Here is a 13068-nt window from a genome sequence, read left to right on the forward strand (position 1 = left end):
CCCGCGCATGCCCGGCCCCGCCGTCACATCCAGCCGGCCACCTGGCGCACCAGCAGCGCCGCGGCCACGACCGTGAGCGCCACGCCGGACAGCCGGGTCACGGTCGCCGCCGCGGACGGCCGCCCGCTCAGGTACCGGGCGGCCAGCAGCCCGACGGCGAAGTAGACCACCGCGCAGCCGGCCAGATGCACCGAGCCCAGGACCATCATCTGGGCCGGCATCGGCAGGGCCGCGTCCGGGGCGGCGAACGGCGGCAACAGCGCCCCGAGCAGCAGGATCACCTTGGGATTGAGCAGACTCACGCCCACGCCGCGCGCGAACTGCCCGCCGCTGGAGGTGGCGCCGGCAGCGGGGGCCGCGCCGGTGTGAGTGCCTGCGGCTCCGACCATGCCCGGCGCGCCGGGGTCGAGCCCGCGATCGAGAACACCGCCGCCCAACTCGCTCCGGCCCGGCTCACGCAGCATCCCGATGCCCAGCCAACCGATGTAGAGCGCGCCGACCACCGTGAGCACACCCAGGATCATCGGGTCCCCGGTGAGCAGGAGGCCCAGGCCGGCGGCCACCACGATTGTCGCCGCCAGGTGCCCGGACAGCATGCCACTGATCGCGGGCACCACGGAGCGGTTCCGCAGGCCGGAGGAGATCGCGTACGCCCAGTCCGCCCCGGGCGTCAGCACGAACAGCATGGACACCGCCCAGAACGCGGCGACAGAGGTGAGTGGCATGACTGAAATGCTATGAGCGTTCCTGCGAAAAGTGCTCCCGAGTTACTCGCCGAACAGTCCGTTCTGCGGGAGAATGTCCCGCATGGATCGCATCGACCGAAATATTCTCCTGGCACTCCAGGAGCGGGGCCGGCTCACGCTCGCCGAGATCGCCGACCGGGTGCGGCTGAGCGTGTCGTCGTCGCACCGGAGGCTCCGCGCGCTGGAGACCTCCGGCGCGATCACCGGGTACCGAGCGGTGATCGACCCGTCGGCGGTGGGGCTCGACTTCGAGGCCCTCGTCTTTGTGACCATGCGCTCGGGAGAGAAGGCCACGCTCACGGCGTTCGAGGCGGGGGTGGCGGAGCTGCCGGACGTCGTCTCGGCGCAGCGGCTGTTCGGCGAGCCCGACTACCTGCTGCGGATCCTCGTGGCCGACCTCGCCGCGTTCCAGAAGCTCTACGACGAGCACCTGGCCGGCCTGCCCGGCGTCGGGAACCTGCGCTCGACGTTGGTGATGCGCACGGTCGTCGAGGACCGCGGCGTGCCGCTCTGATCGGGCCCCGGAGAGCATCAGCGGGTGCGCCTGCGCCGACGCCCGCCCCACGTATTCTGCAGGACATGAGCCCCTCGAACCTGATGTCCCGCGCCGACCTCGACTTCCTCCTCCACGACTGGCTGCGGGTCTCCGAGCTGACCGACCGCGAGCGGTACGCGGACCACTCGCGGGAGACGATCGACGCGGTGCTGGACCTGTCGGCCGAGCTCGCCGAGAAGTACTTCGCGCCGCACAACCGGGCCTCCGACCTCACCGAGCCCAGGCTCGTCGGCGAGGACGTCGAGCTCATCCCCGAGATCGGCGAGGCGCTGCGCCGGTTCGCCGACGCCGACCTCGTGGGCGCCGCCATGGACGCCGAGGTGGGCGGCATGCAGCTGCCGTATACCGCGTACCTCGCGTGCATGGCCTGGTTCTACGCCGCCAACATCGGCACGGCCGGCTATCCCCTGCTCACGACCGGGAACGCCAACCTGCTGCTCACGCACGGCAGCGAGGAGCAGATCGAGCGCTACGTCCGGCCGATGATCGAGGGCCGCTTCACCGGCACCATGTGCCTGTCCGAGCCGCAGGCCGGTTCCAACCTGGCGGACATCACCACGCGCGCCGAGCCGCAGCCCGACGGCACCTACCGCCTGTTCGGCCAGAAGATGTGGATCTCCGGCGGCGAGCACCAGATGGCCGAGAACATCGTCCACCTCGTGCTGGCGAAGGTCCCCGGGTCCCCGGCCGGCACGCGGGGGATCAGCCTGTTCGTGGTCCCGAAGTTCCTGGTCAACGAGGACGGCTCGCTGGGCGAGCGCAACGACGTTGTCGTCACCGGCCTCAACCACAAGATGGGCTTTCGTGGCACCGTCAACACCGCCCCCACCCTGGGCCAGGGCCTGCACACGCCCGGCGGTCAGGCGGGCGCGGTCGGCTACGTCGTGGGCGAGGAGAACACCGGGCTCAAGAAGATGTTCACGATGATGAACGAGGCCCGCCTCGGCGTGGGGCTGGGCGCCACCGCGCTGGGCTACACCGGCTACCTCAAGTCGCTGGACTACGCGCGCGGCCGGCCCCAGGGCCGGTCGGCCGGCGCGGACCCGGCGTCGCCGCAGGTCATGCTCACCGGGCACGCGGACGTGCGGCGGATGTTGCTCGCCCAGAAGTCGTATGTGGAGGGCGCGCTGGCATTGGGCCTGTATTGCGCGAGGCTTGTCGACGACGAGAAGTCCGGCTCCCCGGAGGAGGCGGCGGCCGCGAAGACCGTTCTGGACGTCCTCACGCCGATCGCCAAGTCGTGGCCGTCGCAGTGGTGTCTGAAGGCCAATGAGCTGGCGATCCAGGTGCTCGGCGGGGCCGGCTACACGATCGACTACGACGTGGAGCAGCACTACCGGGATAACCGCCTGAACCCCATCCACGAGGGCACCCACGGCATCCAGGGCCAGGATCTGCTGGGCCGCAAGGTACTCGCCGGGGGCGGTGCCGGGCTGGCCGCACTGACCGAGCGGATCACCGAGACGTGTGACCGGGCCGCCGCGGACGGGCCCGGCACCGAGCTCGCCGAGCTGGCCGCGCTGCTGCGGCCCCGCGTCACCCGCCTCATCGAGGTGACCACCGCGTTGGCCGAGGTGGGCGCGAGCGATCCGGAGGCGTTCCTGGCCGATGCCACCGAGTACCTCGAGGCGACGGGGCACATCGTGATCGCGTGGATGTGGCTCGAGCAGCTGCTCGCGCTGGGCTCGCGGGTGGACGAGGCCGCCGAGGGATCCGACGCGTTCGCCGCCGGCAAGCTCCAGGCCGCCCGCTACTTCCTGCGCCGCGAGCTGCCGATCGTCGACGCCAAGCTCGACCTTCTCGCCTCCGGCGACCGCACCACGCTCGACATGCGCGACGACTGGTTCTGAACCGCGCCGGGGGCGGCTGGGGTCTGGACGGCGACCTGTACCAGCCTCGTTCCGAGGGCGGACGCCGCGAAGCCCGGACCGACTCGAGGTGGTCGGCCCGGGCTCCGGGGCTGCGGACGACGGGGATTCAGGGTCCCCGCAACGGGTCAGGTCACATCTCGGGGACCATCACCTCGTCGATGAGGTAGACGGTCGCGTTGGCGGTCTCGACGCCGCCACAGATGACGTTCGCGCCGTTGACCATGAGCTCGTCGCCCGAGCCCGTGACGTCCACGTCGGCGCCGTTGAGGGTGGTCTGCATGCCGACGACCTCATCGGGGGTCATCTCGCCCTCGACCACGTGGTAGGTGAGGATGTCGGTGAGCATCTCCGGGTTGGTCTTCAGCTGCTCCATGGTCGCCTCGTCGATCTGCGCGAACGCGTCATCGACCGGCGCGAAGACCGTGTACTCGCCGCTGTTGAGGGTGTCGACCAGGTCGACCTCCGGGTTCACACCGCCCGAGACGGCCTGCGTCAGCATGGTGAGCATCGGGTTGTTGGAGGCCGCGGTGGCGACCGGCTCCATGGCCATGCCCTCGACCGAGCCGGGCCCGTCCGGGTTGGCCTCGGCGTAATCAGCGCAGCCGGGACCCACGAGCGAGGCGGGCTCGGCCTCCATGGCGGAGGTCTCGGAGGAAGAGGCCATCGCGGACGAGGTGGTCATGGCCGAGGTGGTGCCCTCGGCGTCGCTCGAGCCGTCGTCGGTGGAGCAGCCGGCCAGGACGAGCCCGCCCACAGCAGCGGCGGCGGCGACGGAGGCGATGCGCCGGGAGATCGTGGTGCCCATGGTGATGATCCTTTCGGTCGAGCCCTGATCGCCAGTAGGTGATCTGTGGTGGGCTCCGTGTGCTGGGTCACCGGTGGTTCGGCACTGCAGACGTAGCGGATGGGTGCGGCGCGAATCTTTTTTCCGAACCGGTCCGTCGGCGGCTCCGCTCCGAACTCCTCACATGAACACAGCAGAGGCTCACACAACGGGGTCCGGGCAGGGCCCCCGCCGGGGTCGCCGGCCCGTAGCAGCGGCGCGCGCCCTGTCGGGCGTCCTCGCGGTGGGGGTCGCGCTGTCGCTCGGACACGCGATCGCCGCGGCCTTCGACACTGCGGCCTCACCCTTCCTCGCGGTGGCCGACTCCGTGGTGGACCGCGCGCCCGCCGCGGTACGCGAGATGACCATCGACACACTCGGCACCGCCGACAAACCCGCACTCCTGATCGGGCTGTCCGTCATCCTCCTGCTCATCGGCATCGGGGCGGGTCTGCTCGAGCGGCCCCGGCGACCGATCGGGTCGGCCGTGATCGCCGTCCTCGGCGTGGTCGGGGCGCTCGCAGCGGCCCTGCGCCCCAACGGCAGTCCGCTCTGGGCCCTGCCGACCCTGCTCGGCGCGGCCGTCGGTGTGGTGACCCTGCGCCTGTTGGTGGGGGCGCTGTACCGGGGCCGCGAAACAGCTGGAGCAGCGTCGCCGGCCGAGACCGCGCCATCAGCCACGGCCGGCCCCGACCGCCGCCGCTTCCTCATCCTGGCCGGTTCCGCCGTCGCCGTCATCGCCGCGGCCGGCGCCACCGGTGTCGCGCTGGGGCGGCGGGCCGCCGACGTCGTGGCCGAACGCACCGGCTTGCGCCTGCCCCGCGTCCTACCGCGCCAGGCGGCCCCCGCCGTCCCGGACGGCATCGTGCCCGACGCCCCCGGCGTGACCCCGTTCCTCACCGGAAACGACGAGTTCTACCGCATCGACACCGCGCTGCGCGTCCCTGCGATCACCGCCCGCGACTGGCGGCTGCGGATCCACGGGATGGTCGAGCGCGAGATCGAACTCGACTGGGACGGCCTGACCGCCCGCGAGGCGCAGGAGCGGATCGTCACGCTGACCTGCGTGTCGAACGAGGTCGGCGGCGGCCTGGTGGGCACCGCGGCCTGGACCGGCTTCCCGATCGCCGACCTGCTCGCCGAGGCGGGCCCCCTGCCCGGCGCGGACATGCTGCTCTCCACCTCCGTCGACGGCTGGACCGCCGGTACCCCGCTCGAGGCGCTCACCGACGGCCGCGACGCCCTACTGGCTGTCGGTATGAACGGCCAGCCCCTGCCGCTGGAACACGGTTACCCCGTCCGCCAGGTCGTCCCGGGCCTGTACGGCTACGTCTCCGCCACCAAGTGGGTGATCGACTGGGAGGTCACGCGGTTCGACCAGGCGAGTGCCTACTGGACCGACCGCGGCTGGGGCGAGCGCGGCCCGATACGGACCGCCAGCCGGATCGACCGACCGGCCCCGCTGGCGGAGCTCGAGGCCGGCCTCGTCGTCGTCGCCGGAACGGCCTGGGCGCAGCGCCGCGGTATCGACCGGGTCGAGGTGCAGGTCGACGACGGACCCTGGACCGACGCCCGCCTGTCGCCGGCCTACTCTCTCGACACCTGGCGCATGTGGTCGTTCGACTGGGACGCCGAACCCGGCCTGCACACGCTGCACGTCCGGGCCACCGACGGCCGCGGCGAGGTCCAGACCGAGCAGCGCCGCCCCACCGTCCCCGACGGCGCCACCGGCTGGCACAACCGCACCTTCCGGGTGACGGCGTGATGGCCGTCCTCGACACGCCGCGGCCCGCGCCGGTACAGCGCGCCGCCCCCCGCACTAGACTGACGCTCGTGCCCGAGCCCACCGCCCCGTCGATGGCCGACCCGGGGCGCCTGCTGGAGCTCGCCGCCGGCGGCGATCTCGACGCGTTCGCCCGCTTCTACGACCTCCTCGCGCCCCGCGCGTACGGCCTCGCGCTGCGCGTCCTGCGCGATCCGGGATACGCCGAGGAGACCGTGCAGGAAGTGTTTCTCCAGGTGTGGAAGCAGGCCGTCGACTACCGGCCGTCGCTCGGATCGGTGCAGTCGTGGGTGTTGACCATCACCCATCGCCGCGCGGTGGATCGCGTGCGGGCGGAGAGTTCCGCGACGCGCCGCGACGAGGTCGACGCCGCCGCCATGGCCGCGTCCGGGTCCGCCGCGTCTGATGACGTCGCCGAGCAGGTCACCGAGCGGATCGGCCGCGACGAGGACGCCGCGCGCGTGCGCGGATGCCTGGAGACCCTCACCGACACCCAGCGCGAGTCCATTGAGATGGCCTACTTCACCGGCTTGACCTACCGCGAGGTCGCCGACCGGCTCGGCGCCGCCCTGCCCACGGTCAAGTCCCGCATCCGCGACGGGCTGCGGCGGCTGAAGGGCTGCCTGGGAGGTGCGTTGGCGTGAGAAGCCATCACGATCATCCTGAGACCGCGGGCGGCATCGACCCCGCCGATCTCGACCTGTACGCCCTGGACGCCCTGCCCCCGCGCGAGGCCGAGGCCCTCGAGGAGGCGCTGGTCAACGCGCCGGAGGAGCAGCGCGCGTCGATGTTCGCGCACATCGCATCCACGCAGGAGGTCGCCGCGGACATGGTCGCCGTCGCCGGCCTCGACACCGCTCCCCCTCCCGCACTGCGGGCCCGCGTCCTCGACGAGGTGGCCGCCCGGGCGCGGCGGGACCGCGTTGGTGGACCCCGAGACGATGACGACGACACCACCGGCGACCCCGTTTCCGGCGACCGGCCGGGTGGCGGCGGCTCGGTGACCAGTCTTGACGCGATGCGGGCGCGTCGCCGTCCCCGGATGTGGACCGTCATCGGCGCCGCTGCGGCCGCGATCCTGCTGGTCGCGGCCGGTGTGGGCATCGGACGCATCACCGATGGCTCGTCCCCCGAGGACAACCTGCCCGTGGCGGCCCCGCCGTCCGGGGCCATGCCGGGCGACGTGACGATGCTGCTGGCCTCCGACGACCTGGAGATCACCCGCGGCCAGGTGGCCGGCGACGGGCTGGCCACCGTGTTGGCGTCGCGGTCGGCGGACATGGCGGTCATCTCGATGACCGGTCTGCCCGATCCCGCCGAGGGGCGCGCCTATCAGCTGTGGCTCATGGGCGACCACGCTCCGATCCCCGCCGGGACCATGGAGTCGGGCGAGGTGGGCCCGTCGCCCGCCGCGCAGATCGAGGGCATCCGCGGCTCCGAGCAGATCGGTCTCACCGAGGAGCCCGCCGGCGGCTCACCGGCCCCAACAGGCGAGGTCCTGCTCGCGCTCAATCTCGACTGAGTGTGGGCTGGGCCCGCTCCGCTTCGGCTACTCGGTCGCACGCGGACCCGGGGCGCCCTGCGCGCTGACCTGCGGTGCCCTGCTCGGTGCGTTCAGGGCACCCCAGGTCATGGGCCGGAGGGCTGGCCGAAACTCCGGGCCGGGGTCGGCGGTGTGCGCGGGACGCGTCGGCTCAGGGCTGCCACCACGGGCGGAGGGGGCGATCCCAGGTCTGCTCGTCGGTCAGACGCACGGCGAGGATCTGGTGGAGCTGGATCTTGTTGTGCTCGAAGCCGTACTGGCAGGCGCCCATGTACAGGCCCCACAGCTTGGCCATGGGCTCGCCGACCTCCTCGACCGCGGAGTCCCAGTGCTCGACGAGGTTGGCGCACCAGTCGCGCAGGGTCATGGCGTAGTGCGGGCGCAGGTTCTCCTCGTGGAGCACCTCGAAGCCGGCGTTCTCGGCCTCCATGTGCACGGTGCCGGCGCCGGCGAGCTCACCGTCCGGGAAGATGTAGCGGTCGATGAACTGCCCGGCCTTGACCTTGCCCGCGTTGTCGGGCCGGGTGATGCAGTGGTTGAGCAGGATCCCGCCCGGCTTGAGGTAGCCGTGGAGCTTGCTGAAGTAGTCGCGGTAGTTCTTGCGTCCGATGTGCTCGGTGATGCCGATCGAGCTCACCGCGTCGAAGTCCCGCTCGGGCACGTCGCGGTAGTCCTGCAGCCGGACCTCGGCCAGATCGCCGAGCCCCTCGGCCTCGATCGCGGCCCGGCCCCACTCGACCTGCTCCTTGGACAGGGTCACGCCGATCACGCGGACGCCCCGGCGCGCGGCGTAGCGGACCATGCCGCCCCAGCCGCAGCCCACGTCGAGGAGCCGGTCGCCGGCGGAGAGCCCCAGCTTGTCGAACACCAGGCGGTACTTGTTCTCCTGCGCCGTCTCCAGTGACGCGTTGACCTCGGGATAGCAGGCGCACGTGTACGTCATGGACGGCCCGAGGATCCACTCGTAGAAGCGGTTCGACACGTCGTAGTGGTAGCTCACCACCTCCGAGTCGCGCTCCTTGGAGTGCCGCCGCAGCCCGCTGACCACGCGCTTCCACGCCGGCGGCACCTCCTGCGCCGGGATCGGCGGCACGGTGAGGTTCTCGCGGCCGATCGAGCGGGCGATCCGCAGCAGCGTCCGCGCGTCGGGCGTGCGGGTCATGGTCTTGCGGAACACCTCGAGCGAGCCGAAGACGTCGCGCGGGGCACCGGGGTGCACGCCCTCCACCTCGAGCTCGCCCATCAGGTAGGCGCGGGCCAGCCCGAGATCGCCCGGGGCGGTGACGAAGTACTGCAGCGCCTTCTCGCTCTTCAGGCGGAGCACCAGGTCGCTGTCTGCCGGCCCGATGGCCGAGCCGTCGTAGGCCTCGATCCGCAGCGGCGGCTCACCGGTCGCGAAGGCGCCGATGATCTCGCCGATCGTCATTGTGCCCGAGGGCGTGCTGCTGCGGGTCGTGGTCATCGTGCTCCTACCGCCTTGTCGTAGAGGGTCGCGAACCGACCGTTCGGGTCGAACTCAGCCTTGAGGCGCGTCGCCTGCTCGCCGCCGTACAGCTCGGCGAACTCCTCGCGCGAATAGAAGACCTCCGAGTACAGCGACTTGTGGCCGCCGAGCCGGGAGACCTCCTCCTCGATCCGCCGGTTCCACGCACCCTCGGCCATCCCCGGCTCTATAGGTGCAGAGGACCAGAAGCCGATGTTGACGTAGGTGGTGCCCGGGTCGAGCGGGTACAGCGGCCACGGCCGGTCCGAACCCGGCGCCGGGGAGGACTCGCGCAGCCGCAGCGGGCAGATCCACAGCGGCTCGATGGGCACCTCGCGCAGGAACCACTCGAGGAACTCGGTGGCGTGATCGATGGTCACCTCGACGTCCTGCACGACCCGCTCGCGCGGCCCCTCGCCCTTGAGCGCGCCGATCTTGTTGCCCAGGTCGTAGCGGTGATCGAGGCCGATGATCTTCCAGTACGCGGACGAGCGCAGCAGCTGCTGCGGCCAGAACTTCCGGATCCGCGGGTTCTGCACGCCGAACGCCCGCGAGCACCAGAACCAGTCGGTGTCCCAGCGCCACAGGTAGTCACGAATGGTCAGCCGGTCGCGCTTGATCGCCCCCTCGGGACAGTCGTGCTGGACCGATCGGTAGAAGATCGCCTGCTTGTCGGTCGCGCCGGAGTAGTCGGACGTCGGGCCGGGCTCGTCGGTGTGCCGCCCGAGGCAGAGGTAGGCCTCGTCGGCGGAGAAGACGATGCCGTCGAGGAAGTCGACGCGGGCGGAATCGGGCTCCGGGCCGGAGCCTGCGCCACCGGTGTCGGCCGAGCCGGCGGCGGCGTTGTCGTCGTCGTACCTTCCCTCCACGCTGATCCGCTCCAGCGCCGCGGTGAGCGCGGCGATCGAGTTGAACCGCACGTGGCGCAGCTCGACATAGCGCCTGACCGGCTCCAGGGCGATGCGCAGTCGCACCGCGTAGCCCAGCGAGCCGTACGAGTTGGGGAAGCCGCGGAAGAGGGTGCGTTCGCGCTCGGTGCCGTCGGGGCGCGCGGTGACGATCTCGCCGGTGCCGGTCAGCACGTCCATCTCCAGCACCGACTCGTGAGGCAGCCCCAGGCGGAAAGAGGAGGACTCGATGCCCAGACCCGTCACCGCGCCGCCGAGCGTGATGGTCTTGAGCTGCGGCACCACGTACGGCATGAGGCCGTGCGCGAGCGTGGCGTCGACCAGGTCCTCGTAGGTGCACATGCCCTGGACGTCGGCCGTGCGGGCGTCCGGATCGACCGAGATGACGCGCGTGAGACCGGTCGTATCGAGACCGGGCGACGACGACGAGGCCCGCGGCCGGAAGAGGTTGGACGTCTTCTTTGCCAGTCGCACCGGGGACCCCTCGGGCACCGCCCGGAAGCTGTCGACGAGTCGCTGCACACCTTCCGCGTGGCGGGCGGCACCCACCTCGAGAGGGTCAACGACAGTCACGGCAGATCCCATGAGATCCACCTTAGTGTGGCCCGGCGACGGTCGTGATCGATCCGCGCGGCCGCGTCCCCTGGCCCGCCCCCGGAACGCTCCCGGACGCCCGCGTGATACACCGCCCCCGGCTGATCTCACGCGCATCACGATTGTGGCACCGACCTCATCTTCCTCCCTCGTTCCGGTCAGGCCGGGCGGGAAGGTCCCGTACCGTCTGCGGCAACACAGGCCCCGGCAGGGCCGTCTCTGCAGCACGACGAGGTCAAGGAGTTCCTATGTCACCCCACGCACACCGCACCCGACGCCGCGCGATGGTGGCGGCCTCCGGGCTGGCCGCCCTGGCGCTGACCCTGAGCGCCTGCAGCGGCGACGACACCGCCGACGACACGGTCGCCGACGCCACGAGCGCGGTCGCGTCCGCCGCCACCGAGGCCACCAGTGCCGTCGGCTCCGCCGCCGCCGAGGCCACGAGCGCCGTGGGTGAAGCCGGGGACGGCGACGATCACGAGGGCCACGACCACGGCGATCACGACGGCGACGACCATCCCGATAAGGACCGCGAGTACCTCGACGCGCTCCGCGACAACGGGGTCACCGTCCACGACGACGTCGACTTCCTCATCCGCGGCCACGACGCGTGCCGCGACCTCGAGGACGGCGAGAGCGCGGACGTGGTGATCGCGAGCTACTACGAGGCGCACCCCGAGGCGCCGGAGAACGAGGGCGCGACCGTCCTCGAGGCGGCGGTGAACGCCTTCTGCCCGGACTACGCGCCGGCGCTGAACAACTAGAACCCGGCCCGGTCGAGCGCCTCCGCGGTGAGGCGCCGGCCGAGGGCGATCATCTCGTCGGCCCGGTGGAAGTCGAACGCCGTGCACGAGTCGGACGGCACCTCGACCAACACGTCCGGCCGGTTCGCCGCCATCCGGTAGGCGGTGATGATGCTCTCCATCACCTCGATCGAGTGGATCACCACGTCGAAGATCCGCAGCGTACCGGGCAGGGAGGCGTCGCCGGGGTCCTCTGACTCGACCTCGGCCTCGCCGCGGGCCACCGACTCCTCGACCTCGTGCGAGGGCTCTGCATCCGTAGTGGCGCTGGCCGTGACCGCATCCGAGGCGGACGCCGCCGCGTCGGTCAGCGTGCCCGTTTCATCCCGGCCGTCCGGGCCCGCGGTGGTGTCGTCGCGGAGATCTCCGCCCTCGGCGGCGCCCTGGCCCCAGCGGGCGGCGATCGAGCGCACCAGCTCGGCGTCGCGGACGTCGGCGGCCGCGGTCCGGATCCGGCCGGTCAGCGTGCCGGCGGACCGGGCCGCCCCCGGGCCCTTGCGGGTGTGGCCGGTCTCGGCGTCGGCGCCGTCGTCGGGACCCGGGTTCTTGAAGACCGATGTCACGCGCATGCCTGTGCGCCGGCCGGTCAGGGACACCGCCAGCAGCATGTCGCTCTCTACCGGGGCGAGTGGCTCGAGCGGTACCGGGTTGGTCACGCCTCCGTCGATGACAAGCCGTCCACCGACCAGCGCCGGGGTGATGACGCTGGGGATCGCGAACGAGGCCCGCACCGCGACGTCCGCCGGACCTTGCGTGAACCAGATCTCGCGGCGCGCCTTGAGGTCCGTGGCCACCGCCGTGAACGGCAGACGCATGCCCTCGATGCGGATGCCGTCGAGCATCGACCCGATCACCGCCATGATCTTGTTGGCGCGGATCGCGCCGCCGCCGGCGAAGGACGGGTCCAGCAGTCGTAGGACGTCACGCTGGGACAACCCGCGCACCCACTCCTCGAAGTCGTCCAGCTTGCCGGCCGCGTACAACGAACCCACCACGGCGCCCATCGATGCGCCCGACACGCCCACCACCTCGTGGCCACGGGCCTCGAGCTCCCGGATCACCCCGATGTGCGCATAGCCGCGTGCCCCGCCGGACCCCAGTGCCAACGCGATCCTCATTCCGCGCCACCCCTTCCGCGTTCGCCGAACGTCTTCCAGTGTGCACCGTGAAATCCCTGGTCGGGCGTGCCGACCGGGCGTCCGTGTCGTACCCGACACCTATCGTCCGCACTGTATCGACCATCAGTTCGATACCGGGCCCCACGGTCCGCACGATTGACAGATCACCACATCGAGGAGCACCCATGTCCCACACCCTGTTCGCGCCGGTCGATCCCGCGATGCTGAAGATCGCGGCCACGATCGAGCGCTGCGGAATCAACATCATCCACGTCGGCGAGGGCTGTGACTGCCGGGACTGCCACGCGGCCCCCATCCCGCCGGAGCAGCAGTTCGGATACACGATCGGCCTCACCGAGCTGGGCCATCCGGAACTGCTGGTGCGCGGCCTCGGCGGCCGGGAGTCGGCTGCGCTACTGAACAGGTGGGGGGACGTGATCCTGGGCGGCGAGGCACTCGATGCCGGGCACCTGCTGTGCGAGGGACCTGCCGGACACACCTGGGAGCTCGTGCCGGTCCACCGGCCCGAACGCACGCTGCGCTGGGCGGGCCTCTACTACGGAGCCGCCGGCTCCGGCCCGCCCCCACTGCCCGGCGAGGTGACCGCACTGGAGCTGATCCCGGCCCGCCGGCCCTGCCCCTGCGGGGCCTGCAGCTGACGCCCGGGCCGGCCGGCCGCCGACCCCGTCGTAGGGTTGAGCCATGCCCCGCCCTCAGCTGCGCCTGGACGCGAGTTCACCGACGATCATCGTGCCGATCACCGCACGGGACCTCACCGAACTCGATCAGAGCGCGGCGGCCTCGGCGGCTGCGCCGGCCGGCGCAGCCGCCGAGTGGCGG

Annotated in this window: 12 protein-coding genes; 7 read left to right on the forward strand and 5 right to left on the reverse strand. The window is 71.6% G+C overall.

The features are described 5' to 3' along the window. Positions 1 to 23: 23 nt before the first annotated feature. A complete protein-coding gene (locus tag ACWIE7_RS15375) occupies positions 24 to 725 on the reverse strand; it encodes a LysE family translocator (RefSeq protein WP_454069847.1) in 702 nt (233 codons plus the stop codon). An 82-nt stretch (positions 726 to 807) separates the two neighbouring features. Here ACWIE7_RS15375 and ACWIE7_RS15380 point away from each other — a divergent pair, with 82 nt between their 5' ends. Together ACWIE7_RS15380 and ACWIE7_RS15385 are read left to right on the forward strand one after the other, a co-directional pair. Next, entirely contained in the window at positions 808 to 1260 is a 453-nt protein-coding gene (locus ACWIE7_RS15380; protein WP_230929138.1) for an Lrp/AsnC family transcriptional regulator, read from the forward strand. Between the two features lie 65 nt (positions 1261 to 1325). Beyond that, entirely contained in the window at positions 1326 to 3152 is a 1827-nt protein-coding gene (locus ACWIE7_RS15385; RefSeq protein WP_452100786.1) for an acyl-CoA dehydrogenase, read from the forward strand. Positions 3153 to 3303: 151 nt separating this feature from the next. Here ACWIE7_RS15385 and ACWIE7_RS15390 read toward each other — a convergent pair whose 3' ends face one another. Then, positions 3304 to 3978, reverse strand: a complete 675-nt coding sequence (locus ACWIE7_RS15390; protein ID WP_452100785.1) for a fasciclin domain-containing protein — start codon at positions 3976 to 3978, stop codon at positions 3304 to 3306. Positions 3979 to 4141: 163 nt separating this feature from the next. Between ACWIE7_RS15390 and ACWIE7_RS15395 the strand changes: the two genes are divergently transcribed. The 3 genes from ACWIE7_RS15395 (at position 4142) to ACWIE7_RS15405 (ending at position 7301) form a co-directional block, all read left to right on the forward strand. Next, positions 4142 to 5761, forward strand: coding sequence for a molybdopterin-dependent oxidoreductase (locus tag ACWIE7_RS15395; protein WP_454069848.1), 1620 nt, complete (start codon positions 4142 to 4144; stop codon positions 5759 to 5761). Positions 5762 to 5829: 68 nt separating this feature from the next. After that, positions 5830 to 6423, forward strand: a complete 594-nt coding sequence (gene sigK, locus ACWIE7_RS15400; RefSeq protein ID WP_452100783.1) for an ECF RNA polymerase sigma factor SigK — start codon at positions 5830 to 5832, stop codon at positions 6421 to 6423. Continuing rightward, the gene (locus ACWIE7_RS15405) at positions 6420 to 7301 is read left to right on the forward strand and encodes an anti-sigma factor (protein WP_454057819.1); all 882 of its coding nucleotides are present in this window, start codon (positions 6420 to 6422) and stop codon (positions 7299 to 7301) included. The genes sigK and ACWIE7_RS15405 overlap by 4 nt, the downstream gene beginning before the upstream one ends. Before the next feature lie 172 nt (positions 7302 to 7473). Here ACWIE7_RS15405 and ACWIE7_RS15410 read toward each other — a convergent pair whose 3' ends face one another. Next, positions 7474 to 8784 (reverse strand): class I SAM-dependent methyltransferase, encoded by a 1311-nt coding sequence (locus ACWIE7_RS15410; protein ID WP_454069849.1) that lies wholly within the window; start codon positions 8782 to 8784, stop codon positions 7474 to 7476. Next, the gene (locus ACWIE7_RS15415) at positions 8781 to 10298 is read right to left on the reverse strand and encodes an FAD-binding oxidoreductase (protein WP_454069850.1); all 1518 of its coding nucleotides are present in this window, start codon (positions 10296 to 10298) and stop codon (positions 8781 to 8783) included. Before ACWIE7_RS15415 ends, ACWIE7_RS15410 begins: the two co-directional genes overlap by 4 nt. 257 nt (positions 10299 to 10555) lie before the next feature. Between ACWIE7_RS15415 and ACWIE7_RS15420 the strand changes: the two genes are divergently transcribed. Continuing rightward, positions 10556 to 11071: a DUF732 domain-containing protein gene (locus ACWIE7_RS15420; protein ID WP_454069851.1), complete on the forward strand. Its 516-nt coding sequence runs from the start codon at positions 10556 to 10558 to the stop codon at positions 11069 to 11071. On the opposite strand, the gene ACWIE7_RS15425 is transcribed toward ACWIE7_RS15420, so the two are convergent. After that, positions 11068 to 12228 (reverse strand): patatin-like phospholipase family protein, encoded by a 1161-nt coding sequence (locus tag ACWIE7_RS15425; RefSeq protein ID WP_454069852.1) that lies wholly within the window; start codon positions 12226 to 12228, stop codon positions 11068 to 11070. The genes ACWIE7_RS15420 and ACWIE7_RS15425 overlap by 4 nt on opposite strands. A gap of 185 nt (positions 12229 to 12413) precedes the next feature. Here ACWIE7_RS15425 and ACWIE7_RS15430 point away from each other — a divergent pair, with 185 nt between their 5' ends. Then, a complete protein-coding gene (locus tag ACWIE7_RS15430) occupies positions 12414 to 12887 on the forward strand; it encodes a DUF4262 domain-containing protein (RefSeq protein ID WP_454069853.1) in 474 nt (157 codons plus the stop codon). Positions 12888 to 13068 lie beyond the last annotated feature (181 nt).

The organism is Dietzia sp. NPDC055343, assembly GCF_053645265.1.